This is a genomic window from Pedobacter sp. (assembly GCF_035317785.1).
Lineage (GTDB): Bacteria > Bacteroidota > Bacteroidia > Sphingobacteriales > Sphingobacteriaceae > Pedobacter.
On record NZ_DATHGC010000240.1, the window covers coordinates 1 to 26,034 of the forward strand.

Below are 26,034 nucleotides of genomic sequence, written 5' to 3' on the forward strand. Positions count from 1 at the left end.
CCATTCCCCGGCAGTAGGCCTGCTCATAGGATGGTGCAAGCCGTCTACGAATGCACGGTCAAAAAGAGCTTTAAGGTAAGGGCCTGTAATCGTGTAGGGCGTTTTGTAGATGTCCAGAAAAGGGCTGTACTTTTTAAGATCGTCGCCATATTCCCGCTTGAAGTTTTTATTGGAAGTGTCGGTTGGATGTTCGATGAAGATTGCTTTTTCACCCATCAGCAGATGGACTTCTGCATCGGCATCAATATCCCCAAAATAGTTTCCGCCTTTTAGCGGGTGCCGGTACAACAGGTACAGGTAGATCAGAACGGCGAGCGCATGCAGATCGGTATACCTGCTCGGCAGTTTACGGTTTGGATCAATCTTGTCGAGGTGCCTGGAGGCCAACACTTCAGGTGCTATGAAATCTGGTGTCCCAATGACTTCTGCATTGAACAGATTTGGCACCACCAATCCATCCAGGTCTATCATACATGCGGAGCCGGTAAGCGGGTCGGCCAGAACGTTATTGTACGAAAGGTCTGAATGTGCCAGGCCCAGCTGGTGCATTTTCTTGACGCCCCTGCACAGGTTGACACAGATCTGGAAATACTTTAGCCAGTGGCCCAGTTCGCTTTCGTCTATCCGGAGCCTGTAATTGTCGTGCCGGTTGCGCGCGGTGGTAAACCATTTGCCATTTTTTTCTTTTCCCTGCAGCAGGTCTGTTGATTTATAGCCGGTTTTAAAGAAAAACTTGCTTTCATAGATAGGCACGATAATGCCGGTCTTGCCGTTGGCTTCGACTACGTCAGTTGGCCATCGGTAGATCTCGTTGAGGTAATAAGCACCTCCTTCCCTTTCTTCTATTCTTTTTAAGTAATCTGTTGTGATCTTTTTCAGCCTCTCCTTCTGGCCTTCATCCTGTTTTTCCCGGAATATCGCCACTACGTATTTCCTATCGGGGCTGAAATAAACATCTTTGGTTGTTCCGCTTTTTGGTTCCCCGTCGTCCACATACTGATAAGTATTGCTGCTGACGATCGATCTTACATTTACCACTTTCATAACGGCTGCTTAAAAAATGATTGCCAATGTCCTGTCATCATGGTTGCCGGGACTCCAGAAATCCATCCATGCCGATAACTGTGTTGCGATCTCGCTGTTGCTGCGATCTAATTCCACTTTTGCGCCATCGGCATTTTCCCCATTCAGGTCTTCGATAAAGGCCTTCCAATGCGCTGCTTTTTCCAGGTTGGCCTCGACTACAAATTTTGCATCGTAAATGCCATCGGTCATGAGCATAAGGTAGTCAAAGTCATCTGTCAGTGTCATTTGGAAGCGGCTTGAAAATTTATCACTGCTGAATATTTCGGGCATGGTCAAAAAGCGTGTGCCTCCGCTAAATTCACCAACGTCCAGCCAGTTCAGCAGCTTTATCTCTTCATTGTTCTTTCCGATCAATCCTATCGGGCAGTCCCCTACTCCAAAAGACAACAGGGCATAACCCGATTCGAATTTCTTGAAGAGGGTAAAAATCAGCGTAGTATGAAAGTCTTTGATGGTCGCACCAGCGGCTTCTGCGGCCTGCTCTATGTGCTGATATGCAGCATGTACTGCTCCCGGAAGGTGCTTAAAAATGCGCGTAGCTTCATTAGGTTCCTTGGTATCTTCAGACGACAAGGTCTTTGCGAAATACTCCACCACTGTGCTGCAGGCCAGCCTGGATCCTTCTCTGGAAAGCCTTGCGCTGCCTGCTCCGTCTGCAACACAGACGAGGCTCCAGCCGGTTTCCTCAAAATACCGGAAATCAAAATCATCTTCACGGAATGATCCGACATTGGCATGGCTTCTTCCTCTTTTGGAGGCCGCGACAATGTGCCTCTGGCCCAGTTGCTGAAAGGTTTCAGCCTGATCGGGCTTCCAGTAATTGCCCGGTTCCTGTGTACTGGGTATGTTTTTCCAAAGTGATTTGGGATCTGCATTGATGATCAGGGTAACTTGTTTTTCATATACCGCAGAATCCTCAGTATCCAGCTTGAACTTCAAATTGAGTTTAAAATCCCCTGCTGTGAGCGGGCTGCCACTGATTTGCCCTGTTTCCGGGTTATAGCTGAGTCCATATTGCCGGAGACCGTCGAGATTTATTTCTCTCATGTCATCCAGCCCCAGGGCGTTCAGATCCAGCAGGAATGTATAGGGCTTCATCACTGTCCCGTTGGGGATAATGATCTGTTTGTTTGCGATGTCGCTTAGTCTTGCCTTAAGTTCCCAGCTGGCCATAATATTTTTCTGAAGTTTTTCGATCTCTCCGATCATTTGAATATTGGCTTCGTCGTCTGCAAATTTCTCCAGTAACTGTTCCCGGTCTTCGGTAACCGGATATTTGTTGCCTGCCAGTAAGGCATTTAAATATTGCCTGATCTCTGCCATGTTCCTGGACTATCCTTGTGTTCTGTTGATGTCAAAACTTCCGCTGCCTGCTCCATATCTTCCCAGACTGTTGCACCATGGGCAGGTACTCATCTCCTCTTCTCCAATGCAATGTACATTACCGCACTGGCACATGGCAAGGCCGAATTGATTTCCACAGCATGGACATGAAGGGGCACCCAGTAATTCATCGCTGTTTACTTTGAGCTGCCCTGAGCTTTTATCGCTCATTTCGAAATAGGTCTCATCAACCGGAAACCCGCCGACAAGCCGGTACGAAAGGGTCTGCATATCTAATCCGCCAACACTGGAAGGGCTGATGACTTTCCGGTATTTGATGAGGTAAGGCCGCTTGGTATTCTGACATTTCGCAGCCAGCACCACATGGTTCTTGTCTGTGTATTGTTTTGAGGGCTCATGTTTGGTCAGGTCGATTTTGGAAACGGTTACGTCGTCCAGTTTCGCCAGCTCAAAGCCGCTTTGGTTGTTTTCAACGCTTATGCTGCTGGTGGTGATGGAATCGGTTACCCATTTAAAAAATTTCTTATAGTCTTCAGTAGTAGAATTTCTGAAGTGCAGGACATTCTCAGTTAGCTGGCCCAGGATTTGGCTATCGGCGTCGTCGCCCATGGAAATGGCCACCAGATTGGCTGTACGCTGCCAGTTTTGCTTCCATTCTGTTATTGCTGCACTGGTGTCGTCTGTGGGCACTCCATCTGTAAACAGAAATATGATAGGCTTCCAATCTCCTTTTCGTTCTGCTGTGGTCTTTACTGTATTCTTCCGCAGTTCAAACATCAGATGTCCCAGTCCGTTGCTCAGCGAGGTACCTCCGCCGACTGGAAATTTAGGGGGATAAAAGCTGATCACTTCCTGCAGGGGAACCAGTGTTTTTGCTTTTCCTGCAAATACGATTATAGAGATCCATACCGTTTCTATGGCATTCGGATCTGTCTTAATGGCTTTTATTATCGTAGCTATCCCCTCTTCAACCTGCTGAATGGGGTCACCGACCATAGATTCGGAAATATCAATCAGAAAATATATTGGAAGTTTTCTCATATTGCAAAGCATCTAAATGACAATTGTGATTTCACTTGGTGGCGGCGGAAGTGTCACTTTTTCTCCCGTTCCCTGGCTCTTATTACCTTGCTCTATGGTTTCTGAGACCCATTTAAAAAATTTCCTCAGTGTCCCGCTATCTGCAGTGTCCAGATGCAGGACGTCTTCAGTAAGTTCTTTTAAAAGGTCATCATTTGCCAGCCTGCCTGCTGCGCAGCAGACAATAGCACCAAAATTCAGTTCCTTGATTTTAGGGATCATCTCTCTGTACAGCTGCAAGTCATTGGGCTTCCCGTCTGTAAAAAGAAACATCAAAGGTTTCCAATCCCCTTTTTGTTTGGCCGAGCCTTTTTGTACCTCTACCAGTACTTTACGGTGTAAAACTTCCAGTGCCTGGCCTGTATGGGTCGGTCCGCTTGGCGGGCAGGTGATTTCCGGAAGCTGAAACGAGGCTAAGTCTGTAAGCTGAACGATTTCCTTTACGTCTCTGTCAAAGGTGATCATACTTAGCCAAAGGGAATCCATCGCCTGGGGATCAGACCGCAAGCTATTGATCATAGTGCTCAGTGCGTTGTTTAACGCCTGTATAGGTTCACCATTCATTGAGCCTGATGTGTCCAGTAAGAAGTATACAGGTAATCTCCTCATAAACTTGTCTTTAATAAGCGTACTTCTTCAATATTTCGATAAAGCTATCGGTTTGCTGAGGTTCGCCTATGGCCCTGAATTTCCAGCCCCCGTCCTTCCGGTAAGCTTCTGCAAAAACCATAGAACACATCCCGTTTAGGGTGGAATCTCCTGATAAGCTATATTTGGTAATCTCTTTTCCCGTAGCATCAACCGCCCGTATAAATGCGTTGTCAATCATTCCGAAATGCTGATTGTTCTTTCTGCCCTGGTAGATCGAAACGATGAAAAGTATTTTTTTATATTTTTGATCAAGATCATCAAGTTTCACAATAATCTGCTCATCGTCTCCATCCCCTGCACCGGTGCGATTATCTCCTGTTAACCAAATATTGCCCGAGGGGTGCTGTAAAGAATTAAAAAAGATAACATCCCCGCCGACCAGGCCCATATTATTTCCGTTGGCCTGAACTGTTCTCCCTAGATCAGCAACTTTTTCATTTTCATCCAATAAGAATGCAATAGCATCCAGGTCATACTCTTCTTCTTTTGGAGCAAATAGTTTACCGAGAAACCCACCGCTTTCTTTTTTACGAACATCCCAACCTAAACCCATAGTGACCTTCGACAGGTTATATTCGCCTCCAGAAGCATTTTTACGTAGGTCAATGGTCTGACCTTTTTGCAGATTAATTGCCATATCTTTTATTTTATGATTTGACCTGAATAATATTTCGCTAAGAAAAAGGCAAGGTCTTCTCTGTAACCTATCCCTGATGCCTCAAATTTCCAGCCGCCTGAATGCCTATATAATCTCCCAAATTCAATAGATGTTTCGATAGAAAAATCCTCTCCAAGTTCATATTTTGCGACCTCTTCTCCATTCGAATCATCTACGATTCTAATATATGAGTTTCTAACTTGTCCAAAATTCTGTCGTCTTGCTTGACTCTCATGAATGGTGACTACAAATAAGATTTGCTCAATTTGATCGTCTACTTTTGTCAGGTCCACTTGTATGATCTCGTCATCGCCATCGGCACTGTTACCACCTGTGGGGTCATCTCCAGTATGATATAATGCTTCATCAGGAGATCTAGTATTTCCATAGAATACAAAAAATTCTTCTTTAGGAATGTATTTGTTTGTGTTAATCATAAATGCAGAGGCATCTAAATCGAAATCAAATCCGGTACCCTCTTTTGGATCCCATCCTAATCCTATACTCATTTTGGTTAATCCCAATTTGAAGTTTTGACCTTTTTGTAAATTAATTGGCATACTGCTAATAATCTTTTTTTGTTAAAATAAGTTATGTTCAATCAAACCAAGCACAGAATGTTGCTGGATAAGCAAATAGCGCGGGCATCACAACGAGAAAATTGAGGTGAGTCGAGCGTTAATAAAATCTGCCTGAACTGGTTAAAATCGTCACGACTTACCAGATCCAGCAATGCACTCCCTATGTGCATTTCATACAAGATTTGTTTGGTTATATCAAATATTAAGATAATAGTTAAGAATTACAACTATGCGGAATAAAATTTTTGCATTCAGTTTATGCATTTATATTAAATTCTGAATAATATTAATCTGATTTCACTTTTTGCTTAAATTTATTACCTTACATCCATGAATGCCACGCTCCGCTCAATTACCGTCACCCTATATCCAATCCTCATTCTGACGCTTTGCATTTCTCTATCTTCAAGAGCACAAAATCCACAGACAAACAAAACGTCCAAACCAGCTGTAGCCATTGCCGGTTTTTCGTTATGTGGTACTTCGGTAACTGAATTAAAAAAGAACTATGCTGACCTTCGCGAAGTGGCAGTAGAAGAAATGGATTTTTCGTCCCGTTGCGAGCCGCTCGACTCCAGGTATGTAGCTAAAAAGGGCTACGTCACCGCTAAACAACCCGGAATTATTTTCCAGCAGGAACAATATGGAGATCTGATTGGTAAAATAAGGCTCACAACTGATTACAAAGGTGCGTTCACAGATGGTAAGGACATCGATGTGAGCAAACTAAAAGCAAAAGACGTTTTTGAACGCTTTCCGGCTTTAAAAGGAAAGTGGGGATCCAGAGACTGCTCTGATTACTGGAGCTTTTCTAATGACACCATTTCCTTCTTCGTCAAGATTGACCCGGCAAAAAAGCCTCAGTATCCGGTTGATGAAACTTACTATTTGGAACAACCTGTTGTAGGGGTCGACCTGGTTCTTTCTTGTTATGTGCCGTCCGGAGAATCATTCAAATTGGTTGAAACTACAAATGACCCGGTATTTATTCTGGACAGCGTCCGGCTGTTTCGAGACGGAATGCAGAGCGTGAATCCAAATGACATTGCCACAGTTACAGTGTACAAAGACAAAAATGCCACTGATCGGTTCGGACCGGAGGCAAAAAATGGCCTGATCTACATAGAAACCAAGGCATTTGTTAGAAAAAGATATTGGACTTTGTTGTCAACCAAGTCTAAGGAATACCTGAAGCTGGTGTCTGCCCCTGGGAAAGAGTATGGAGTGGTATACATTTTGAATGGCAAACCGCTTTTAAAAAATCATGAAGGAGATCTTGCAGGGCTTACTGCCAAGACCTTTGAGGGCATATCTGTCATAGATGAGGCTGCACTGAAAAAAGAATATCAGGTGGAAGGTTATCTATGGGGCATTGTAATTAAGACGAGATGAAAACAGCGCTCCTATCCTATTGGCAATTTCTTAAATATCCCCGGTTACTGAGAATTTCTTCGAGCAAGAAGGACCTTAAAAACGATTTCTTAACCTTACTTGTTTTAAACTTCCTGTTTGCCTCCCTGATCATGGCGATCTACTACGCTTTGCTTAGTTTAAAATTGATCATAGAATACAACGAGCCTGACATGTTCCAATGGGGATTCTTAATGGCATTATTGTTAGGTGCCATCGTGGCTCCGATTAACGAGGAATGTATATTTCGCTGGCAATTGAGAAAACTCAAGGTCAGTATTTATTTTGTCATGCTGTCATTAATGTTTAGCATGCTTTGGTTCACAAAAGATGATTACATCCTGTTTTTCGGTGGTTTGATACTGCTGGCATTTGCTATTGTCTTTCACATCGTGATGAACCGTCTGCATGGTAAGCGGGCAAGCTTGGCATGGAGGCGCTATTTTATATTTTTATTTTATTTCACCGCAATCATATTCGGCCTGGTTCACATTAGCAATTTTAAAGGGCTAACATTCGCTGACCCCTCATTTGCATTGTACACCTCATCGCAAATATTTGGCGGCCTGACTATGGGGTACTTCAGGTTAAAATACGGACTGCCTTATTCAATACTGTTTCACTGCAGTTTTAATTTGATTGCGATACCCATATCGTGGTTTCTTAGATAGTTATGGGATATGAATTTCTCAGTCTTGGATCATTAGTACCCTTTGGATTGGCTCCATATTTATTACTTCTTACTCCTCCTTCAATAAAGAGCATTCTAATAAAATAAAACGGCATAAACATCCAGAGGCCATTCCTGCCCAAATCATGACATCTTTTTGTACTTTGAGCAAATACAAACCAAATTAGCGCTACCAAAAGCAAGACGCCTACCAAACTGGTTTCTTCACTGACGCTATTATCGATAACATATGCCAGAACGAAAACCAGCACCCAATAAATCATTACAGTGAGCCAGAACTCAGTCCTGCGGATTCTACCCTTAAAAGAAAAAGGATTTTTGAACATGATAAAGCGTTATTTTAGTTCAATAAATATTGAGATAATATTCAAGATTTACAACTGAGATGATAAATCATTTCTCTTATAGGATCCTATGCCCTCCGAAATATACTTATAAAAGAAATCCATCGCTTCCTCTTTAGACTGTGAAGCAAATATTGCCTCAGCATCCTTCCCGCGTTCGCTATAAAACACCTCCCACATTCCATAGTGTTTTAATTCGAGACACATGACATCATCGCTTTGTTGTCCGATAAGGGATCTGATATTAAAGCCATGATGGCCCTCGGCTACCAACAGGTCATGCAAAGCTTGCAATTCCGGATCCGGCTGATAGGGCACCTCCTCGGCTTCGGAATAAATTACTTCTTGTTCTGAAAAAGCCAATTGCTTTGGGTCATTTCCAAACTGATTTGCTCCAGAGTCACCTTCCTTTAGCAGCAATGCGAAATTATAAATAGGAATAAACTGACATCCCGCGTCTTTACCAAAATCGTGACTGCGTTTCGCTCCCTGTGCAAAGAGAAACCAGAGCAATACCAATAAACTCAATACATTTACAATTTCTTTCACATCACCCTCAAGTCCGGCCAATGGAAAAAGTATAGTTCCGGTACCAAGCGCAACAGTGAAAAGCATCAAGCTGAAGATGTATTCCCTCCTGCGTATCCGACCATTAAAAGAAAAAGGGTTTTTAAACATTGTAAGCATTATTCAGATTTCCATTCGTGTTCAATGTTTGTCATTAGCAAGGCATTGTCAAAAGTCACTGAACCTTGAGGGAAAAATTCTTCATCCTCGAAAAAACTGGAACTCACTTTCAATACGTCAAGCGGCCTGACTTCCCACCTATATGCCTTCAGTCTAAGACCTTCAAATTTGGCTTTGTTTGGCGAGTACCCCATGTCGCCGGCTTCAAAAAAGGCAGATGCGTTACTTAAGGTTCCAAAAATTGACTGATCATTAAACAATGTCGCTTCAGTGGCATCTATAGAGATGCTGGTGTCGTCCGAACTCTTAAAATTAATATGATAATGCCCATCTTCTTCTGACACATTAAATTTCGCCTGATAGTGTCTGCCTGGAAATACACGACCCCCGACAAGCGCGTTGAATTTCAATGACGTATCCCTGCGTGGTATATAAACTCCCGATTTGGTCTCGCCGTTCTCATCCCATTCCACAGCTATCCGGTGCGCTCCATTTTCAGAATTAATACCCAGGAAGTCTGGAAGCCCTTTCGGTTTAATGTGTTTTAATCGGATGAGACAAATCCCCACAATGGCTTGCCCTTTATAAAGCTTCGGCCTAAAAGGCAAAGGAATAATTTTCCCTACCACTTTTGGGTAAGCCCTAAAGTTGATTAGAATTCTTCTGTCTATGTATCCGTGGAGGGTTGGGATTTTCATTCAAAAGAAAAAAGATTTTTAGACATAATGAAGCGTTATTTTATTCAATAAATATTGAGATAATAGTTAGCAATAACAATTCATAGAATTAAATTTATTCAAAAATCTACTATCTTAGGCCTCAATAAAAACGCTTATCATCATGTATACTTATACGCTTTCCCTTCAGGACATCCTGACTTACAACAGATATAATCTTTCTTTAAAAAAAAGAAAGGGATTTACCATAGCTCGTTTTATTCTTTCTTTTTATTTTCTCTTGCTGGCCGGGGCAATGATTTACATTGAAAGCTATATAATTGGTGGCCTGTTTGTAGTGATTGCGATCGCCTATCCTTTCCTCGGCAAGGCCTATATGAAATGGGCTTACAGCAATGCATTTAAAAAAGCAATAGTTACTGATTGTAAGGGTATGATCGACTCGCCCATAACTTTTCAGCTTTCAGACGAAAACATAGTGATTGAAGACCAAGGCGGTCAATGCAGCTACAGGTTATCTTCTGTGGAGTCTGTTATTGAAATAGCAGGTTATTTCTTTATAAAAATCAGCAACAGCCATGTGGTCATCATTCCTAAAAATGATGAGGAACTGAACGATAGTATCAAAAAGATGATTGCAGATCATGACCTCAATCATGTAGTTAATTTAGGCTGGAAATATTAACCCAGTGCAAATAGCATGGTCATGTCTGGCTTCTGCTTAGTATCTGTAAGGCTTCCGACATGTACCTCTTGAGATCATCCCGAGGTCGCCGTGAGATGATTGAAAGGTCTTGCGGACCTACCAGGGATCATCCAACCATTATGCAACGACTATGCAATGATCATCAGGAATACCATTCAAAAAGGGAACAGATCAAATAGAAACAGTATGGAACATATACTTTTCTCAGATTATTGCACAAATTTACTAAATTGCAATATGAATATAACGCTCCGTTCGCGATGAAGCCAACGCTCTTACTCAGCCTGCTATTGCTTTTTACAATCTCACTACACGCCCAAACGCAATCTCCGGACGTTTTTCTGAAGAAAGTCAATGATGCAAAAGCAGTTTTCGTTCCTTCAGCAAATGCTGAACCTGTTCCAGTAGTAAAAAATAGACTCGCTCACTATGACTATGCCATTAAGCTTAAGGGAAAGAATGTGGAGGTACGCTATATCATTTGGCCGTTTACTGAGAAAGCTTATGCCATATACAATAATCGCGAAAAGAAAGAAGGCGATTCAGTCTTGCATCCTGATAAACTGCTAGCATCGTTGCGGCGAATTTATTTAACCGCATTGCCGGAGATACAGCCAACACGAGAAAGGTACAATTGCAGAAACTCGACGGTGGGGGTGTGAAGAAGGATTTTGGAGCAGACCATGGTGGTATGTATATGGGACCTGTTGCGCCCGAGTTCGCTAAAGATTACAAGTATGGTTTCTTTATGCTTTTCCATAAAGACAATGCGGGGGATATCTATGTGCTTTATTTGTTTACTGATCAGGAGACCATGTATAAGCAGCAGCAGGAAATAACCAGTGATCAGTCCGTCTTTAAAGCCATCAGATTTAAGTAACAATGATAGCATCGCATGCTTTGGTTCACAGAAAAAGTTATTTTTCCCGTGTTAAAAATGTTGACCTCCGGCATGATATAAGAAGCACCTGTGGAGGTCTGAAAACACTTTTATATTTTTGCAGCAGGATCGCCCCAGCGGGCGTCAATCATTGGGGTGCATAAATGTCTCTGATTAGTCATCATAGCACCGATAATGGCCGGGTTCACATTCTTCTGATCGAGAATTTCAATGGCCTTATCATATGCAGTCATTGCTAACTCATGTGCCTCTTTCGCTGTCTTGCTCCCAGCAATTGCCAGATCTATTGCATCATCTGCAGCCATAAACTGGTCCAAATGATCTTTGTAATATGTGAAGATGACATCATAACCAAAAAATGCTTTACATCCCTTTTTTATTAGGTCGATCCCTAATGAATATGCAGTAGAGCAAGCCAGGAAATGCATGATTTTGCCATTAGCTTCTTTAGCATCGTAATTGCCTGTTTCGAAGATCGGAAACTGATCGTTACCGATCAGTTCGTCTTCGTTTCCATGTCCGCTAGCTGAAAAGAAACCAATCTCGCCATTCAGTAACTCATCCTTGATGTATTTTCTGGTAGAAAGGGGGCCAGGCATCCTCTTTATTGTGCCTGCCAGTTTTGGATATAGTTTATCGATACGGTGTTTTTCAATCTGCTGAACATTGTCGTCGTAACCGCTGTCGGCACATAAAATAGCTTTAGACATAAATTATGGTTTTCGTTTGGCTTTGCTAATGATGTATTGGATAGCGTTTTGCTCGTTTTCTTCGATCACCCTCCCCAATGGACTTTCTTTTTCAATTTCAGATATAGCTGTCTGCTTATCTACATCATCAAATCCAAGGTAAGATAAAGTAGGGTAGTCTTTCTGTCTTTTGATACGTTCAATAATCAACTCCCTGCGGGAACGAGCATTGCGACTGCTAAGGCTTTGTGTAGAAACTACAGGAGTAAGCACCTCTTCCAATGTAGCAAATGAACCATCTGATTTGAAACCTGCTGGAAGTGTCCATTGTTCGTCCGATAGAAAATCCGGCTTACTCATGATTACTTCAACAGTTTTAACTCTTCTGCGGCCTTTTACAGTTACTGGTGCCTTTTTTTTCGATGGGGCTTTCATGGCTTTTTGCATTAGTTACGACCATATAAATATAAGAAATAACATAGAATTGCTTAGTTAGATTTAGGAATATCTTCTGTTTTTGTGTAAGGTGAAAACGAAGTATGAGTATTCCCGTATATCAGTTCACCCTCTGATGAGTAGATGCATACGCTCAATTCAGTCCCAGCAGTAAATCTAATCCTGGCGCTTCTCCATAGACTTTCAGATACTTTATTGCTGCCTTTAGAAGCTACAACCAACTTCATGGTATATGTTGTTGCCTCTCTAAGCTTGGTGCTAAGCCTATCCGCTCGGATGATGTTGCCGATGGGGGCCACTTTCGTTGTGGCATCTAAGGTATAAAGTAAGTTGTTAAGCTGGGTAGCTGCTGTCGTAAGTGGGGTTAACGTCGTGACAAACCCGTTACGGATTTTTAACAACGCCTCAATATTCGCTTTATATTTTTTGTTTTCAGGTTTTTCGAGTGCAGTATTGAGCGATTCAATTTGCTCATTTGCTTTTTTTATAAGATTGCTGGAAGCCTCAGCCTGCTTAAACATCTCATTCAGTTTGTTTAGGAACAAAGATTCGCTACCTGGGTTATTGATGATATTGACAGGTATCAAAGCAGGGTTATATAATTTCCAATTATTGGCACTTAAGGCATTTTGTAATGCAGCTGCTATGGTATTTTCGTTGATGGCGACCTCGGCATTTTTAAAGTCTGTAGTAATACGGAACAAGGAGACCACGTCTGCGGCACTTCTTAAAATGCCGGATGCTGCAAATCCTGCGAGAAGTGGGTCAAAAAGGTTATTTGCCGGCGTTGTCGTAAAATCGTAAGGTTGGTCCAAAACCTGTTGGATTGTCCTGTTTGCTTTACCAAGTTGGCTTGTAAGGTCACTTAGTTGTATGAACAAAGACATGTATGCTTCTACCCCCTTTATGTCTGTCTCATTATATAGCACAAAAGTAGGTGTAACGGACGGAAATTTACTGGCTTTCATTTTGTCTACCATAGCTCTCATGACCTGATTTAATGTTTGTGTAGCTAATACACGGGTTTCTATAAACACACCGTCGTTTGTGCTGATCTTACCTGTCAATGGGGTAATCTCAGGGCCTTTAAACAGGTCCCGCTTAGCGGTAATACTAGCTTTTTCAAGCTCAATAGTTGATTTTTCCAGATCAGCAAGTGCCTTTTTTGCTTCAGCTGCTGTTTTTGGATCTACAATGCTTAATGCCTCAAGATCCTTTTTGGCTTTAGCGATAGCTAGTTCATTTGCGGCCATTTCCTGTTTAAATTTCACAATAGCGGCTTCATTTGTGATTTGTTTCAGACGTGCTTCGCTGTCGTCTGTCTGTGCCTGTACGGTCATAATGCTGAGGATTAGAAAAATAGAAAATTTGATTTTTAGATTCATATAACCATTATTTAACATAAGATAATTCTAAACCTTTCCGAAGAGGGACATCTTGCCGTTATGATCGACTAGGTAAGCAAAGAACTCGACTGGATCTATATCTTGAGAAAGTGTGTGATTTGTTCTTATAAGCTCCACCAATTCCGGTTTTAGCCCCTCCTTAATGCTTAAAAACGTTGTCAGATTTTCCAGATTATCATCTAATAACCGAACTCTTCTGTAAGTGCCGTTCGATAAATAACTTAAAACAACCTGCTTCTTCTTTTCCGCAACTGTTCCAGATGTTATGTTGCCAGTTCGTTCCACGTACATTCTGGAAGAATTAATGTCAATACCATATTTTCTGAAGACATTCAGAAATTTCTCCTTATCATCAAAGTCACTTCTAGCCGTCAGGAATACGATCCTGCTTCCTTCAGAATTTGCGGTAATCGTTCTGAGAATTTTCTTTAGCTCAGAGATAACGTCGACAATAGGTTTTGAGGTTGCCAGGAAGTTCGCTGCATCGCGAAACTCACCAAAATCAAAAGTCTCACCATCTCTCAATTTATAAGTATTAAATTCCTGATTATTGAGTGACTTTATAACCTCGTTATTATACAGCACCTTAATACTGGCAAAGGTATTGAAAATGGTTTCATCGATATCAACGAAAGTGATACCATAGCCGTAGATATTTTTTGGTACTTCATATGGTTTCTTGATGCCTTTACTGAAGAGTCCGGATCCGATAAAGTCTTCCTGTGAATGTCGAGCTGGAGGGCAAAAATAGTAACCGCCATCGAGGCTCTTCAGTACTTCCTTTGCGTAAAGTGCATCGATCCCGGTACCTGGCACAGGGAAGTTGGGGTTCATCTGCCACATATTGGTCACGTGCTCGAATTGATCTTGTATACTTTTCATAAACGCGACAAAGTGTAATCCGTTAATCGAATTTCCGTTGGTATCAACTCCATCAAAGAAGGGGTACGGCCTTCTAAGAAATCTTCTGTTAAGGTCATTTTCGCCAAATAAATCAGGAAATGGCCGCCGTGGCTGTACTTTTCTAATGTGTGCGTTTAATGGCCCGTCCTTGTCATCAGTTGGATCCGGATAAACAGGAGTAAGATTTCCTTCACCTGCCTTCTGACGGGAAAGAGGAAGACTTGAATCTTTTTCTCTGCCAATGATTGCCTCTTGTGTTGGCTTGGCAAAGGCTTCCCAAACCGGCATCATCTCTCTAATCTTTTTGTAGACTAAATACGATCCATTTATGCACCAATCGGGCTCTCCACATTGTTCATCGACATATACCAGTTTCTCAAGATCTATGCTTGCCCTCAGATTGTCTATCCCATCATTGAACTTCAGAAACTCTCTGGAATCAGGTCGCCCAAATCCTTGCTGAACGGTTTTAACTATAAATACGGGATTCTGAATTTGCCGGGATACCCTTTCGGCAAACTTCTTATTAGTATATTCAGCAAAAAACCTTGCTGTTGCCACGTTAATATAAGGGTGATCACTTGCAATAAGTATAAGAATGTCAGATAGCCTATCTCTTCCTTTAAAATCATCACCTGGAAAACTAGGAATAACTTTTAGGTTTTTTGGCTTTCTAAAACTGATGCCGTATCGATCGTTGCCATCCTCGTCGATAAAGAGTGAGTAGCCATAGGCAATGGTCACCGTCACCCGCCAGGAGTTTGGAACACGGGCCAGATCAAGTGGCATCACATGTTTTAATGAGGGTTTGGCAGTCATTTCCTCATAGGCCATATCCGAAAGCAATTTTAGGAGCACGCTAAGTTCTTCAGTGGAATTTGCTGCAACATCTGCCTTAATGATCGAAAGGTATCCTTGTTTATCAACTAATCCTTTATATCGCTCGTAATCCTCGTCGTTCTCTAGCTGAATAGATGGTAAAAGCGGAAATCTTGGATCAGATATACCGCTTTGATAAACGCCTTCTATAACAGGGAGCGGTCTGGGTACATTTGAATTTCTCTCCATGCTTTTACTTATTTAAATAGTGGTCTTCTTATGTGTTGTTCCTGAAGGGCAGGAAAAAGTGATATAAAGAATTCTGTCCATCCACCCATCCTCACACGAAGCAGGTTATAGTCATCTGGGTTTTTCTTTGCCGCTTCAAAGGTTTTCGGATTGCTTACTGTTATGGTGAGCATGTTCCCAGACTTTCCAAGCGCAAAATCACGAATAACTTGTACCAACTGCTGTTCATTAAAGTCCTCCGCAATATTAAAGTCAGCTGGGGCACCATCTGATAACAGTTCGATAGATTTATCACTGTAGCTGTTCATCCCATCCATTATTTTTACCATGGGTTGCTGTGGTATTTCCTGATCAGAATGATAGGGAGAAGGTGAGAGATCAGACGCTATTGATTCAGAGGCAAAGCGGCCATCTGGTGTGGCCCCGGAAAATGATCCCGAGAAATTGTACTGCTCAAACGTTCCTACCCCAGGAGCCAGCAGAATTTCAAAACTCTGATCCGGATGTCCATATTGATCTTGAAGCCTTCTCAATGAATCAATATGAATGGGATCCTTTCTAACTGTTTGCAGCGCCTCATAGAAGTCGTTAATCAGACGATGAGCCAATTCATCCACCGCTGGATTGCCCTGTCCAAATTTTGGCTGGATAACACACAGATTCCTTATCTCCGATATGCGGTCGCTATTTATTTTCAACCCCGTTATCTCCGTTCCCTTTCCCCAGTTTGATCGCAGGCAGGATACAAGTTCCTCAAGACTAAACTGTTTCTCTGTAAAGACCAGTTGCTTGATCACATAAAGTGAATCAGCGGCTGTGCTTATGCCCGTCATCAACGGTGAGAATAAATGGTATCTTGCTCCCCCTCCGGCTAGGTCTTTACCCTTTTCAATACAACCATTAATCATTGCAGAGAGCAAAGGAGAGGGCGATACTTCCTCTTTTCCGCCATAAGCTAAAAGGATGCCATGCAAAAACTTATGGCAGCCGAGGATCAGGTGGTTGCCTAAAATCATCCAAAAATCATCAAAGGATGATATTTCCTTTGCAGGTTTAGTGCGCAGACTTGACTTACCCCCTCTGAGGTAAGTGCTTCCTGAAGATGCAAAGCCGGCACCACTATTTAACGTCTTTTCTAATATGTCCAATGCGCCGACGAAGCCAAAGCTAAACTCAGTTTCTCCTGCAAAAAGCGTCTCATAGCATCCATCACAAGCATAGTTCCTTGCGCTGCTGAGTTCCACGTAACCACCTGTTTTATACTGGAGCGCAGGAATGATCTTATCATCATTCATAAGTATTGGATGCGCACCTCCGCTAAGGATGGTCCTGGCGGCAGCTTCGAATAACTTGGTCTGACTCTCTGCATGAAGCCTGAGGTCTAGCGTTGGGCTATTCAGAGGTAGTCTCCTGGCAGATTCCAAACACATATACGTCAGTTCATTTACCCCATCAGTAGCGTCGGCGTCATTATTTGCTACAACACCTCCAATGGTAACTTGCTGCATCCATTGGTTAATCAATGCACCCTGATCGAAGTTACTAGGTCCACCAACACCGATTAGTGCACCATCAGAGGAGGTAAAACGATCCTCAATAAATCTTCTGTTAAGTACCACTTTTTCGTCAAGTTTGATCCAGAAACAGTCGAGTGCTTCTTGTGCTTCTTCCGGTGTAATTATCCCATCGCTAGTATCTTTAAGGTAATAAGGGTTTAACAATTGGTCCAGCCTTCCAATCGGAACAATCTCTCCGGAAAAATGGAGTGCACAGTGCATGATGTGTATAGACTGCAGTGCATCCATAAATGTTTCTGATGGCTTGGCCGGGTACTCTCTCAGCCTTTCTGAAATTTGCTTGAGATTAATTGCCCGCTCATCGGAAGGATGATAATGGAGGGAGATTTCTCGGGCACGGTCCGCATAAGCAGATATATAGACCAATACTCCCTCTAGTGAATAAATCACAGATCTGTAGAAAGATGTCTTATCGTGCGGGCCTTTTACCTGGCGGCTTATTTTCTCCTGGCATTCTGCTATGATTCCCAGGATGCCTTTGTCGAGGATGGCTTTGTGATCGGGAACAATATGCCCAAAAGGGGACCATTCATTATAGTAGCGAAGCTCCCAATAAAGTGTTTCCTCTTCGGTTAAGTAACGCACTAGTTCCTTCCCTTGTCCAACCGAGTAGGGAGGTAGCGTTCCAACTATGAGCTCCAATGGATTGATATCCATAGTCCCCTTGGTTTCTGCGATTTCCGGATCAGTGATAAAAGAAAAGAGTCGTTTAGTCGCCAATCCTTTTCTTTCAGCTACGGAAAGCTCGCTGACAAGCTTGAGTTCAGCTCCCGTATAACCATCGAAAAGATGTCCCATTTGTCCAAAGTTGATCCAGTTTGGTTTTGAATGCCATTTTTCAAAGGTTTCTTTTAATAGATTACATACCCTGGGTGTAAGCCGGTCAGGGTGTCCTTTTGACAAAGACTCTAAGTGCTGCCAAAAGGATAATATATTTTTATGCATATCAGGAGTTAACGGACTTTGAAATTACAGTAGCCCTTACAGTCTGGGCTTGTATAAAGCCTTCACGTATGACAAAAGTATCTACTCCATCAACTATACTAACGCTTTCCGAATCAAATGTCCATTCGAATAGTACGATTTCACCTGCAATAGTTTCCTTAACAATCGTTGAAGATGCATTTGCTTCCATGTTTTTAAAGTGATTATCATATTGGGCACGTATACCCTCTTTTCCATTTATAACTTTATCCGCATTCACGTAAACCGCATTCTCAGCAAAATCAGCAATAACCTCTTCTATGTCTGCATTAGCAAAGGCCTTACAATGGTGCTCCCACACTTCTTGTGTTGTTCTCATATCTATTCTATTGATTATTAGAAAAATATTTCCTTCTTGCTGCATTATCTGTGTTTTGATAGTATTTTTTCCACCAGTCGTCAGTTTTCAGAAATCTGTCGTGCACACTTTTAAAGCTTAAAGATTCTCTGAAGGAATGATGCTTCCAAAGACGCATGAATTCACCCAGATAAATGTCTGCCACTGTAGTATTACCTCTAATAAGCAGCATGTTCTCATCATTTTTTTTGGTAGATGCATCGCTAAAGTTTGCCGAACCCGCCACTACAATTGGATCAGGACCTAGTGGGTCCACCAGCATAAATTTATTGTGTATGTATTTCACATTACTGCTTAGCCCCGCAAGTTCCTCCAGAACCCAACCATCCAACTTATTTGTTTTGATTAAGTTGCCAATAGCGAAAATATTTGCAGGCATGTTTCTCAGGGCTTGAATGTCAGCCTCCTCTGCAATCTTGAGCGCTTCGTCCTCTTTATTAAATACTCTGGTTTTTCTTTCCATTAAGGCAAGCCGCAGATCAGCGGTACTATTTCTGTACACGTCCTTAAACAGCTTGTTAATCCCAAAGGCAAAGGTCATAAAAAACCCATTTTTAGCCTTCATGGCTAAATCACGGTACAGTTCAAGCGCGCCCAGGCCAGTTCTTGGACTAAAAATAACAGTAGTTCCCACTGGTATATTTGCAAGGTCTGGTGTTGGAAAAGTTAGCGTATTTTCTTGTTGACTACCTTTAAGTGGGTGATCGAGTTTTAGCAATTCCCAATAATCTAAGTACATTTTTGCTACCGCTGAATTTTTAACGACATGCGCGACATTTGAATGTCCGAATATGCCATTAGCAGAAAAATTAGTGCCCCCTGTCAAAATAGCTATAGGGACCCCATGCTCCAGCTTAATTATGAACTTATTGTGGGAAATGCTTACCCCATTTTTGCGCCCGGTACAAAAGTCGCTCAATTTCGTATCTTTTATCAGTAGTTCGTTAGCTTCTTTTGGTTCCTTTTTTCTGGCATCGTAGATGATTCGAACATCCACCCCACGATCAATCGTTCTACGCAGGAGTTGCGCAAACGGCTCATATTTGAATTCGTATGCGGCAATGCGTAGGGTGTGAATACCTGGAACACAACTTTCAATATAATCAGCTATCGCTTCATAGAGTCCTCTGGAAAGCCACTTAAACTTTGGGGTATTGGGTAGATCGGTCTTCTTAGGTTTGACATCTCCAAAACGCCGAACGTATTCCTGAGAGGCAGAAACACCTCTGTTGAAATATATCTCATGCTCATCGGATATCGGCGATTCTGTAGTTACCGTTACCTCCGTCTTTGCAAAGGCCGTTAGTGCCTTCGGATTTCCTGTCAATGCACAAACGGTATATGTGTAGGTGTGGTTAGGTTTTGCAGTATAATCGCTCCAGGTAAAGTCCTGCACAGGATGATCCTTAGTCGAAAACCTTGATCCATCAGGAGCTCCAGGATCAGTCGCCTGAAAGCATTTCATACCTTCAAGATAGTAACCCTCAGCCTCCGAATGATCTTGGCGGTGTAATGAAAAACCCATAAGACCAACACACTTTTTCTCGGGAAGGTCAATGCCGAGTATTACAACGTAGGTACCCGCTATAGCCTGAACTTTAAGGCCATTGCTAGTCTTAGATATTCTCATAAATGTTTTTATTAGTTTGTTTGTATCAGTGTCGGGCAATCGGTAGATGCAAGTTCGATAATCGATCTACTCTAAAAAATAGCTAGTACTAGCCATTTTACAAATAGTTAACTGAACAGCAGTAAATCAATTAGATAATACCAAAAGCCACGGCAAATTTGATCAGCTGTGACAAGCTGGTAACCTCCAGCTTATGAATGATGTTTTTTCGGTGGTTATTTACGGTATGAATCGACAGGAATAGACCATTTGCAATTTCAACACTGCTTTTACCCTCTACGATAAGTCGGATCACTTCCTTCTCCCGTAGAGTCAATAAAATAAACTTATGCAGGTTTTTGCGGATCAGTGCATCATCTTGTACCAGGTTACTTAACCTTCTGCCTGCATAGCTTAGGGTATCGGCAGGAACAGCAATATGCATCATTTTTAAACCTTCACCGAATTCATCTGAAGGGTATAATCTTGAGGTGGTAAAATACCATTTGTATTCGCTTTGTGCATCTGGCCTCACCCGCTGGAAAAATGAATGTATCTTGCCAGTATCGCTCTCCATTGCAAAATGCTGCAGTTCTGATTTCAGAATATTAATTTCTTCTGCCGGGAAAAATGTACTGAAGTAAGCTGGTCCTAATAGCGCCAGCTCTTCGGTGCTGTGTTTTAAAATATCACATCCGGTCTGATTCATATAGGTATTGGTCATGCTGCTCAAATCCTGAACCATCACGCTGCCCGGTATATAGTCACCTATATCTTCAATCCTTAAACTGTGTTGATGAATACTATTTCCCAAAGACAATAACTGAGCCTGGCAACTATGTTCCAATTCTAACTGGTTAAGAGATTTTAGTCCCATTTGAAAGCGTCTATGATGTTGTTGATACAAATACAATCAACAGGTTAATTAAACCTTACATAAAGATATAATACTTAATTGAAAACAAAAAAATTATATCAGTCCGGACTCCATCAAACGTGTGCAGTCGAAAAAACCGGAAAGAAAAGTTTCATCTGATGCCCCCGCTTTCCTGGTAAAGAAGGAATAATATGTCTGTGGGTACTTATCATGATGAAAATATTGGAAATACGCTTTTGTGCTTAACAATGGCGCCTGGGATTTTACCGATTGGGCCAGTTTGATGAGGCATTGCTCAGCGAGGAGAAGGCGATCCGGCTGGCAAGGGAAAGAAGGGAGCTGTCCAGAGAGGAGATCGCGGGTTTCAGGAAGGAAGCAGAAAAAATGAAGAACAGGTCGCTTTGATCCAAATAACAGCCGGATATTTCGCAGCATTCTGCCTAAAATAACAGACTGGGAAAACATTATTTAAAACCGGACGTTCTGATTACAGATAACAACTGTAATACGCTCTGATCATCCCAATGAAAACCAGGGCTTTACTTCTAATTTTAACAGGACTTTGCGGTCATCAGGTCAGTGGCCAGGGCGCCAATATCAGTCCTTCTATTCAGCATCAGAAATCCGTTCAGCTTAGTTTCGGGACGCAAGGGGTAGGTGCTGAATTTAATTACGGAATTACGCGCAGTCTTGCCTTGTCTGCTGGAGGAAATATTGCTGCTATAAAAGCCAGCAATATATTTGAAGTATCGGGGCTAAATTCGACCTCTAAGGTTTCAGCAGATTTTTACAAAATCCACCTGATGGCAGACTATACTCCATTTGAAAATCTGCGATGGCTGCGCCTTGTAGGGGGTGCCGCTTATTTTTTCAAAGCTAGCGGAGACGCCACCATATATCCATCCGATGATTACAAATACGGAGATCTGTTACTTAGTCCGGATCAGGTTGGCGATGTAACGCTGAATATAGACTGGAATGGCTTCGCGCCTTACTTAGGATTGGGATTCGCAAATATTTTCCCACGCAGATCATTCAATATCAACTTCGATTTTGGCACCTACTATCTGGACCGTCCGGTCGCTACTATCGTCGGGACAGGTATACTTTCAGGAAATGATTCCCAAACGAGCCAGTTGCAGCAAAATGTACGAAACTACCGGTGGTTGCCAGTTTTACAGATAAATTTCAATCTTAAGCTTTAAGGACATGAATGTTTTAAAAAAAACAGGGTTATTGATTATGGTGGTTTTGCTCGTGTCTGCCTGTAAAAAGCCAACAGAGAACATCACGCTCGTAGTCGACACGGACATTCTCAAATACACTGCGCTTGTGTATGTTACCGATGGGTCCAATGGCGGACCTGCACCCTCAGATGCAAGCATTTCTCTTAGCGGGGATGCAGCACAGGATATTTATGAATTGTCGGGAAAAAAAGCAATTGCGCTTAGTGCCGGGGTGGTCACAATTGGACTAAACCCCAATGTAGCGCCAGCAGATGGAGATCCAATCCACGTTACTTTAGAGATCAGTGCATCAGGTTATAAGAAAGAAGCCAGGGATGTGGTCTTTGAGGTCGAAAAAAAACAGCAAATTATCCAAATCCCACTAAGCAAAATCGGTTCCAGCGCGCCTCCGGTCGTCCTGCCTCCACCCACGGTTTATGACAATACAGTCTCTTTAAATTTCACAGGAACATGTCCTGACCGTAATGATTTGAAAATAAGACCCAGCGTATATGTCTTTTTCCGGGTAAACGGCTCAGCGAATGGTTTTCAATATCTTGGCTATATGGAAAAAGGCAACATCAGAACCAATTTATTATTATTGGGTAAAACCTATGATTTTCAGATTGCCTTCGGCGGAGAAGCTTATTTGGTGACTCAGGAGATTGGGCAGCTCAACTATGATCTTTCTTTAGACATGCCGGCAGCATGTAATTTTTAACTGAAGATGTATTCCCGCCTGCGGATTCTCCCTTTAAAATAAAAAACCATGGTTCATTTACATAATCTCTTACAGCCAGATAACGATAGCCTAATGAGTCTTCTTGTGAATAAAGTTCATTCGGTGGTTGAATTTTATATTCCGGGGTACCAGGAAATTGCACTGTTGCAATGCCGTGTAAATCAACCTTAGTGGTATCTGTCTGGCCATAGCATTTGGTTATAAAGAGACAAATCATCAGAATTCTTTTGAATAATAAGGAGAGGATGCCCTTTTTTATTTGGGTGATTATGTACATGGCGTTAATTGAATATTTTAAATTTAACGTTTTTTTTGATTCAGCTAATAATTAAGAAATGTAAAGGTTGTTGCGAAAAGAATCAAGGGACAGTAGTCCTGTTCAAATTGGCATTGCTGCAAACATGTGGGGCTTTGATCTGTTGATCTAAATAAAACGTATGGATATGGAAAACTCAAATGATAAGAAAAAAGATTTAGAACAGGACAATACACACCCCGCACCAAGTGCCGATCCGGGTGCTGAAATCGAAACAGTGATTCCAAGTGCCGAGAAGGGAGAGCCTTCGGCTGAAAGCTCCGCTGAGCCGAAGGAAGAGACTTCAGAACAGGGTCAGGAACGCGTAGGCGCTGGTGACAATGCCGATGATATCGACCAGAAGGATAAGCCGGAGATATCAGAAGAAGAAAAGGAGCAGCCGGAAATACCTGAGAATGAAGGCGGGGAAAGCAAACCGGGTGATCATGGAATCGAAACAATAACCCCTTAGCAGGCTTGGGTTAAGGTCTTCTGCATTGCACAGCCATCATTGACTGGTAAAGTTAATTAAATACCTTTCGGATGAGCGCCCTTTTTTTTCTATCTTAGTGCGACGGATTCACAACCTCTCCCATGGCGCTCAACATCAAAAACCTTTTCAGAACAATTGCCGGAGCTAAATTTAAAAAGCGGCGATCGGGTCTATCATTCACCGGGCCCGGAAAAAGGTCAGTTTCAATAGAATCCGAAATCGAAAGCCCCGGCCCACCCCCTGTTTTGGAAGCTGCGCTAAGGTTTTATGGTGTGGACTGGACCGCCGAAAAAGTTGAAGTGCTGCGCGATTGTTATGCAGTGTGGGAAGACAGAAACGGACCTTTGTTTCAGGTCAGGGCGGCCTATCTGCTGGGCAAATTTCAAAATGCGGATTCGGTCCGGCTTGCTGAATCTGCCAAGCTGGTATTGCTGCAAACCGGGCAGGATCCTTTAAATCTTCAGGCTTTTGCCGATGACCTGAAGGCGATGTTGAAGGAGATCAATAAAAGTTTATGAGGATCTCATTACGCGTTTTCTGATCTTCCGTGGTTTCCATAATTCCTGGCCCTCGGTGATGTCTTTGTCTGTTAATGCAGCGAATTTTCGCAGATGGTTTGCGATGATCTCATTTTTGTCTGTCATAATCGTCTTGTGTGCATTACATTCAAATTTAGGCAATTATATTTCCGGATATTTTAACTTAAGTGAAAAAAATACATTTTGGTTATATGGACATTTGGAAAAAAAACAAATCAAAATGGGATTATCAAATTTAGGCATTTTTCATACCGTAGTCGGTATCATTGCCATCATCGCAGCTTTAGTAGCTTATGCAAAGTATAGAAGAATAAATCTGGCGGGCAAAAGTGGAGGCACATATTTTTATGGGACTGTTATTACCTCGGTAACTGCTTTGGGCCTGAGCAAGCATGGGGGATTCAATCCGGGACACGTATTGTCAATACTGATATTGCTCCTGGTGATTGGCGCATTCATTCTTCACAAAAGAAAAACGGCTTTTTTCTTTCTATGATTCCTACGGTAAACGAAACCCGTACCCGTGTGCCGCTCAGCGCGCCCCTGGCTAGTGGCCCCGGCGATCCGTTGATCGGTAAAACTTTGCTGTTTATTCTTGTGCTGTTTATTGCAGGATCGGTTTACCAGTATATACGACAAAGGAAAATTAACAAAAGCACGTAAGGATCTCCTTTTGCCATTCAGAGCATGGCGAAGAATCTGCATATGATTTAATATTCCCCTAACAGATTCAAGCAGTACCTCATCTTATTTTTGGTCAACAAAATTTGAGATCAAAATGAAAAGAATGTTTATAATCATCGGTATGTTATTTTCCGGTTCTGTTTTTGGCCAGCAAAAGCTGGACGTACAGGCACATCGCGGCGGTATGGCTTTGCTGCCTGAAAATACGATCCCTGCGATGCTGAATGCTGTAAAACTGGGTGCTAAAACTCTGGAACTGGATGTAGTCATTTCAAAAGACGGAAAGGTCGTGGTATCTCATGACCCTTATATGTCTTCTGCTTTTATGAGCAAACCGGATGGCAGCGAGATCACTAAGGAAGAGGAAAAAAGCCTCAACATCTACCAAATGCCTTATGACAGCGTCCGCCTTTACAAACTTGGGGGAAAAGCTCATCCTATGTTTCCTGCGCAGCAAAAGCTGGTAACACATAAACCTTTGCTGGCCGATCTGATTGACAGTGTAGAGGCATACGTCAAGGCAAACCGGTTGAAGCCCATCTATTACAATATTGAAACCAAATGTTCGCCTATGGGTGATGGGAAATTTAACCCTTCGCCGGACGTTTTTGTGAAGACCATGATGGAGGTGATCAATCAAAAGGGCATCGGCAAAAGGGTGATGATCCAGTCTTTTGATGTCCGGACGCTTAAGATCCTCCACAAAACTGAACCTGAGCTGAAGCTTTCTTTACTGGTACAGGGCAAGATGAACCTCACTGCTGAACAGCTTAAAAAGTACGGCCTTACTGAAAAGGAAGTTGAAGATTATTTTAAACAGGTCAATGTGAGCAAGGGTGGCCTGGACTCGGAACTGGCAAACCTGGGTTTTGTACCGGCAATATATAGTCCTTATTACTCTGGTGTAGATGCGGAAATGGTCAGCAAAGTACATGCTAAGCACATGCTGATCGTTCCATGGACCGTAGATAAAGAAGATGATATGGCTGCCCTGGCTAAGCTTGGTGTTGATGGCATCATTACCAACAGCCCGGATATCCTGATCAGGTTGGTTGGCAGTTACCAGAAGAAATAAAGTGATGGGTTTTGGCAGACCCCGGATAATCAAAAATCCCGTAGATTTACGATTATGATTTTTAGACCCGCGGAACTGTCTGACATCAGGCAGGGGCTGGGTTTGTGAAATCGGCAGTCAAATCGTAGGGTTCTCTATTGTTGACCTGAGAGAGCGGAGCGTCTGGGCGTTGTTCGTTGACCCTGCTTTTGCCGAAAAGGGAATCGGAAAAGAACTCCACAGACTAATGATAAACTG

General features: G+C 42.4%; 30 protein-coding genes. 12 read left to right on the forward strand and 18 right to left on the reverse strand.

Going from position 1 to position 26,034, the window contains the following annotated elements; all coding sequences use genetic code 11:
• The 6 genes from VK541_RS14545 to VK541_RS14570 form a co-directional block, all read right to left on the reverse strand.
• Positions 1–1,044: protein kinase domain-containing protein (locus VK541_RS14545; RefSeq protein WP_324371043.1), on the reverse strand; the 1,044-nt coding region annotated here is incomplete at its 3' end.
• Positions 1,045–1,053: 9 nt separating this feature from the next.
• Positions 1,054–2,409, reverse strand: coding sequence for a PP2C family serine/threonine-protein phosphatase (locus tag VK541_RS14550; RefSeq protein WP_324371044.1), 1,356 nt, complete (start codon positions 2,407–2,409; stop codon positions 1,054–1,056).
• Between the two features lie 9 nt (positions 2,410–2,418).
• Complete coding sequence (locus VK541_RS14555) at positions 2,419–3,471, reverse strand: TerY-C metal binding domain-containing protein (protein WP_324371045.1); 1,053 nt, start codon at positions 3,469–3,471, stop codon at positions 2,419–2,421.
• A gap of 12 nt (positions 3,472–3,483) precedes the next feature.
• The gene (locus tag VK541_RS14560) at positions 3,484–4,119 is read right to left on the reverse strand and encodes a vWA domain-containing protein (RefSeq protein WP_324371046.1); all 636 of its coding nucleotides are present in this window, start codon (positions 4,117–4,119) and stop codon (positions 3,484–3,486) included.
• Positions 4,120–4,129: 10 nt separating this feature from the next.
• Positions 4,130–4,798, reverse strand: coding sequence for a TerD family protein (locus VK541_RS14565; RefSeq protein WP_324371047.1), 669 nt, complete (start codon positions 4,796–4,798; stop codon positions 4,130–4,132).
• Between the two features lie 5 nt (positions 4,799–4,803).
• Positions 4,804–5,379 carry a TerD family protein gene (locus tag VK541_RS14570; protein ID WP_324371048.1) on the reverse strand — a complete coding sequence of 192 codons (576 nt, stop codon included), beginning with the start codon at positions 5,377–5,379 and terminating at the stop codon, positions 4,804–4,806.
• 351 nt (positions 5,380–5,730) lie between these two features.
• On the opposite strand from VK541_RS14570, the gene VK541_RS14575 reads away from it, so the two are divergent.
• On the forward strand, positions 5,731–6,792 hold the full coding sequence (locus VK541_RS14575) for a hypothetical protein (protein ID WP_324371049.1): 1,062 nt from the start codon (positions 5,731–5,733) through the stop codon (positions 6,790–6,792).
• Positions 6,789–7,481 (forward strand): type II CAAX prenyl endopeptidase Rce1 family protein, encoded by a 693-nt coding sequence (locus VK541_RS14580; protein WP_324371050.1) that lies wholly within the window; start codon positions 6,789–6,791, stop codon positions 7,479–7,481. Before VK541_RS14575 ends, VK541_RS14580 begins: the two co-directional genes overlap by 4 nt.
• Here VK541_RS14580 and VK541_RS14585 read toward each other — a convergent pair.
• Genes VK541_RS14585 through VK541_RS14595 form a run of 3 tightly spaced genes read right to left on the reverse strand, consistent with a single transcriptional unit; the run spans position 7,474 to position 9,230 of the window.
• Positions 7,474–7,827 (reverse strand): DUF805 domain-containing protein, encoded by a 354-nt coding sequence (locus tag VK541_RS14585; protein WP_324371051.1) that lies wholly within the window; start codon positions 7,825–7,827, stop codon positions 7,474–7,476. The two genes, VK541_RS14580 and VK541_RS14585, sit on opposite strands and share 8 nt — an antisense overlap.
• A gap of 48 nt (positions 7,828–7,875) precedes the next feature.
• Positions 7,876–8,532, reverse strand: coding sequence for a DUF805 domain-containing protein (locus VK541_RS14590; RefSeq protein ID WP_324371052.1), 657 nt, complete (start codon positions 8,530–8,532; stop codon positions 7,876–7,878).
• Entirely contained in the window at positions 8,532–9,230 is a 699-nt protein-coding gene (locus VK541_RS14595; protein ID WP_324371053.1) for a DUF2071 domain-containing protein, read from the reverse strand. The genes VK541_RS14590 and VK541_RS14595 overlap by 1 nt, the downstream gene beginning before the upstream one ends.
• Before the next feature lie 142 nt (positions 9,231–9,372).
• On the opposite strand from VK541_RS14595, the gene VK541_RS14600 reads away from it, so the two are divergent.
• From VK541_RS14600 to VK541_RS14610, 3 genes are all read left to right on the forward strand, one after another.
• On the forward strand, positions 9,373–9,894 hold the full coding sequence (locus VK541_RS14600; protein WP_324371054.1) for a YcxB family protein: 522 nt from the start codon (positions 9,373–9,375) through the stop codon (positions 9,892–9,894).
• A 281-nt stretch (positions 9,895–10,175) separates the two neighbouring features.
• A complete protein-coding gene (locus tag VK541_RS14605; RefSeq protein ID WP_324371055.1) occupies positions 10,176–10,577 on the forward strand; it encodes a hypothetical protein in 402 nt (133 codons plus the stop codon).
• Positions 10,550–10,795, forward strand: coding sequence for a hypothetical protein (locus VK541_RS14610; RefSeq protein ID WP_324371056.1), 246 nt, complete (start codon positions 10,550–10,552; stop codon positions 10,793–10,795). Before VK541_RS14605 ends, VK541_RS14610 begins: the two co-directional genes overlap by 28 nt.
• A gap of 110 nt (positions 10,796–10,905) precedes the next feature.
• Here the strand turns inward: VK541_RS14610 and VK541_RS14615 are convergent, their stop codons facing one another.
• The 8 genes from VK541_RS14615 to VK541_RS14650 all read right to left on the reverse strand — a co-directional run bounded on the left by VK541_RS14615 (position 10,906) and on the right by VK541_RS14650 (position 20,713).
• Positions 10,906–11,526, reverse strand: a complete 621-nt coding sequence (locus VK541_RS14615) for a hypothetical protein (protein ID WP_324371057.1) — start codon at positions 11,524–11,526, stop codon at positions 10,906–10,908.
• Positions 11,527–11,529: 3 nt separating this feature from the next.
• Entirely contained in the window at positions 11,530–11,940 is a 411-nt protein-coding gene (locus VK541_RS14620) for a hypothetical protein (RefSeq protein WP_324371058.1), read from the reverse strand.
• A 53-nt stretch (positions 11,941–11,993) separates the two neighbouring features.
• Positions 11,994–13,364, reverse strand: coding sequence for a hypothetical protein (locus VK541_RS14625; protein WP_324371059.1), 1,371 nt, complete (start codon positions 13,362–13,364; stop codon positions 11,994–11,996).
• A 9-nt stretch (positions 13,365–13,373) separates the two neighbouring features.
• Positions 13,374–15,338: a Dyp-type peroxidase gene (locus tag VK541_RS14630; protein WP_324371060.1), complete on the reverse strand. Its 1,965-nt coding sequence runs from the start codon at positions 15,336–15,338 to the stop codon at positions 13,374–13,376.
• An 8-nt stretch (positions 15,339–15,346) separates the two neighbouring features.
• On the reverse strand, positions 15,347–17,713 hold the full coding sequence (locus VK541_RS14635) for a pyruvate formate lyase family protein (RefSeq protein ID WP_324371061.1): 2,367 nt from the start codon (positions 17,711–17,713) through the stop codon (positions 15,347–15,349).
• A 148-nt stretch (positions 17,714–17,861) separates the two neighbouring features.
• Positions 17,862–18,263, reverse strand: coding sequence for a nuclear transport factor 2 family protein (locus tag VK541_RS14640; RefSeq protein ID WP_324371062.1), 402 nt, complete (start codon positions 18,261–18,263; stop codon positions 17,862–17,864).
• Positions 18,226–19,887 carry a phospholipase D-like domain-containing protein gene (locus VK541_RS14645; RefSeq protein ID WP_324371063.1) on the reverse strand — a complete coding sequence of 554 codons (1,662 nt, stop codon included), beginning with the start codon at positions 19,885–19,887 and terminating at the stop codon, positions 18,226–18,228. The genes VK541_RS14640 and VK541_RS14645 overlap by 38 nt, the downstream gene beginning before the upstream one ends.
• 130 nt (positions 19,888–20,017) lie before the next feature.
• On the reverse strand, positions 20,018–20,713 hold the full coding sequence (locus VK541_RS14650) for a helix-turn-helix transcriptional regulator (RefSeq protein WP_324371064.1): 696 nt from the start codon (positions 20,711–20,713) through the stop codon (positions 20,018–20,020).
• Between the two features lie 554 nt (positions 20,714–21,267).
• On the opposite strand from VK541_RS14650, the gene VK541_RS14655 reads away from it, so the two are divergent.
• The 4 genes from VK541_RS14655 (at position 21,268) to VK541_RS14670 (ending at position 24,017) form a co-directional block, all read left to right on the forward strand.
• A complete protein-coding gene (locus VK541_RS14655; protein WP_324371065.1) occupies positions 21,268–21,948 on the forward strand; it encodes a hypothetical protein in 681 nt (226 codons plus the stop codon).
• 4 nt (positions 21,949–21,952) lie between these two features.
• Positions 21,953–22,690 (forward strand): hypothetical protein, encoded by a 738-nt coding sequence (locus VK541_RS14660; protein ID WP_324371066.1) that lies wholly within the window; start codon positions 21,953–21,955, stop codon positions 22,688–22,690.
• Between the two features lie 464 nt (positions 22,691–23,154).
• On the forward strand, positions 23,155–23,478 hold the full coding sequence (locus VK541_RS14665; RefSeq protein WP_324371067.1) for a hypothetical protein: 324 nt from the start codon (positions 23,155–23,157) through the stop codon (positions 23,476–23,478).
• A 122-nt stretch (positions 23,479–23,600) separates the two neighbouring features.
• Positions 23,601–24,017: a hypothetical protein gene (locus tag VK541_RS14670; RefSeq protein ID WP_324371068.1), complete on the forward strand. Its 417-nt coding sequence runs from the start codon at positions 23,601–23,603 to the stop codon at positions 24,015–24,017.
• Here the strand turns inward: VK541_RS14670 and VK541_RS14675 are convergent.
• Positions 24,012–24,143: a hypothetical protein gene (locus VK541_RS14675; protein ID WP_324371069.1), complete on the reverse strand. Its 132-nt coding sequence runs from the start codon at positions 24,141–24,143 to the stop codon at positions 24,012–24,014. The two genes, VK541_RS14670 and VK541_RS14675, sit on opposite strands and share 6 nt — an antisense overlap.
• 115 nt (positions 24,144–24,258) lie before the next feature.
• On the opposite strand from VK541_RS14675, the gene VK541_RS14680 reads away from it, so the two are divergent.
• From VK541_RS14680 to VK541_RS14690, 3 genes are all read left to right on the forward strand, one after another.
• Complete coding sequence (locus tag VK541_RS14680; protein ID WP_324371070.1) at positions 24,259–24,534, forward strand: hypothetical protein; 276 nt, start codon at positions 24,259–24,261, stop codon at positions 24,532–24,534.
• Positions 24,535–24,825: 291 nt separating this feature from the next.
• Positions 24,826–25,797, forward strand: a complete 972-nt coding sequence (locus VK541_RS14685) for a glycerophosphodiester phosphodiesterase family protein (RefSeq protein ID WP_324371071.1) — start codon at positions 24,826–24,828, stop codon at positions 25,795–25,797.
• 79 nt (positions 25,798–25,876) lie between these two features.
• The coding region (locus tag VK541_RS14690; RefSeq protein ID WP_324371072.1) for a GNAT family N-acetyltransferase at positions 25,877–26,034 on the forward strand (158 nt) is incomplete at its 3' end.

What these genes read in the sequence shown, in the direction of transcription:
- VK541_RS14550 (WP_324371044.1), bottom strand. Translation starts at nt 2,409, where the DNA reads ATGGCAGAGATCAGGCAATATTTAAATGCCTTACTGGCAGGCAACAAA.
- VK541_RS14555 (WP_324371045.1), bottom strand. Translation starts at nt 3,471, where the DNA reads ATGAGAAAACTTCCAATATATTTTCTGATTGATATTTCCGAATCTATG.
- VK541_RS14560 (WP_324371046.1), bottom strand. Translation starts at nt 4,119, where the DNA reads ATGAGGAGATTACCTGTATACTTCTTACTGGACACATCAGGCTCAATG.
- VK541_RS14565 (WP_324371047.1), bottom strand. Translation starts at nt 4,798, where the DNA reads ATGGCAATTAATCTGCAAAAAGGTCAGACCATTGACCTACGTAAAAAT.
- VK541_RS14570 (WP_324371048.1), bottom strand. Translation starts at nt 5,379, where the DNA reads ATGCCAATTAATTTACAAAAAGGTCAAAACTTCAAATTGGGATTAACC.
- VK541_RS14575 (WP_324371049.1), top strand. Translation starts at nt 5,731, where the DNA reads ATGAATGCCACGCTCCGCTCAATTACCGTCACCCTATATCCAATCCTC.
- VK541_RS14580 (WP_324371050.1), top strand. Translation starts at nt 6,789, where the DNA reads ATGAAAACAGCGCTCCTATCCTATTGGCAATTTCTTAAATATCCCCGG.
- VK541_RS14585 (WP_324371051.1), bottom strand. Translation starts at nt 7,827, where the DNA reads ATGTTCAAAAATCCTTTTTCTTTTAAGGGTAGAATCCGCAGGACTGAG.
- VK541_RS14590 (WP_324371052.1), bottom strand. Translation starts at nt 8,532, where the DNA reads ATGCTTACAATGTTTAAAAACCCTTTTTCTTTTAATGGTCGGATACGC.
- VK541_RS14595 (WP_324371053.1), bottom strand. Translation starts at nt 9,230, where the DNA reads ATGAAAATCCCAACCCTCCACGGATACATAGACAGAAGAATTCTAATC.
- VK541_RS14600 (WP_324371054.1), top strand. Translation starts at nt 9,373, where the DNA reads ATGTATACTTATACGCTTTCCCTTCAGGACATCCTGACTTACAACAGA.
- VK541_RS14605 (WP_324371055.1), top strand. Translation starts at nt 10,176, where the DNA reads ATGAAGCCAACGCTCTTACTCAGCCTGCTATTGCTTTTTACAATCTCA.
- VK541_RS14615 (WP_324371057.1), bottom strand. Translation starts at nt 11,526, where the DNA reads ATGTCTAAAGCTATTTTATGTGCCGACAGCGGTTACGACGACAATGTT.
- VK541_RS14620 (WP_324371058.1), bottom strand. Translation starts at nt 11,940, where the DNA reads ATGAAAGCCCCATCGAAAAAAAAGGCACCAGTAACTGTAAAAGGCCGC.
- VK541_RS14625 (WP_324371059.1), bottom strand. Translation starts at nt 13,364, where the DNA reads ATGTTAAATAATGGTTATATGAATCTAAAAATCAAATTTTCTATTTTT.
- VK541_RS14630 (WP_324371060.1), bottom strand. Translation starts at nt 15,338, where the DNA reads ATGGAGAGAAATTCAAATGTACCCAGACCGCTCCCTGTTATAGAAGGC.
- VK541_RS14635 (WP_324371061.1), bottom strand. Translation starts at nt 17,713, where the DNA reads ATGGGACATCTTTTCGATGGTTATACGGGAGCTGAACTCAAGCTTGTC.
- VK541_RS14640 (WP_324371062.1), bottom strand. Translation starts at nt 18,263, where the DNA reads ATGCAGCAAGAAGGAAATATTTTTCTAATAATCAATAGAATAGATATG.
- VK541_RS14645 (WP_324371063.1), bottom strand. Translation starts at nt 19,887, where the DNA reads ATGAGAATATCTAAGACTAGCAATGGCCTTAAAGTTCAGGCTATAGCG.
- VK541_RS14655 (WP_324371065.1), top strand. Translation starts at nt 21,268, where the DNA reads ATGAAAACCAGGGCTTTACTTCTAATTTTAACAGGACTTTGCGGTCAT.
- VK541_RS14660 (WP_324371066.1), top strand. Translation starts at nt 21,953, where the DNA reads ATGAATGTTTTAAAAAAAACAGGGTTATTGATTATGGTGGTTTTGCTC.
- VK541_RS14665 (WP_324371067.1), top strand. Translation starts at nt 23,155, where the DNA reads ATGGAAAACTCAAATGATAAGAAAAAAGATTTAGAACAGGACAATACA.
- VK541_RS14670 (WP_324371068.1), top strand. Translation starts at nt 23,601, where the DNA reads ATGGCGCTCAACATCAAAAACCTTTTCAGAACAATTGCCGGAGCTAAA.
- VK541_RS14675 (WP_324371069.1), bottom strand. Translation starts at nt 24,143, where the DNA reads ATGACAGACAAAAATGAGATCATCGCAAACCATCTGCGAAAATTCGCT.
- VK541_RS14680 (WP_324371070.1), top strand. Translation starts at nt 24,259, where the DNA reads ATGGGATTATCAAATTTAGGCATTTTTCATACCGTAGTCGGTATCATT.
- VK541_RS14685 (WP_324371071.1), top strand. Translation starts at nt 24,826, where the DNA reads ATGTTTATAATCATCGGTATGTTATTTTCCGGTTCTGTTTTTGGCCAG.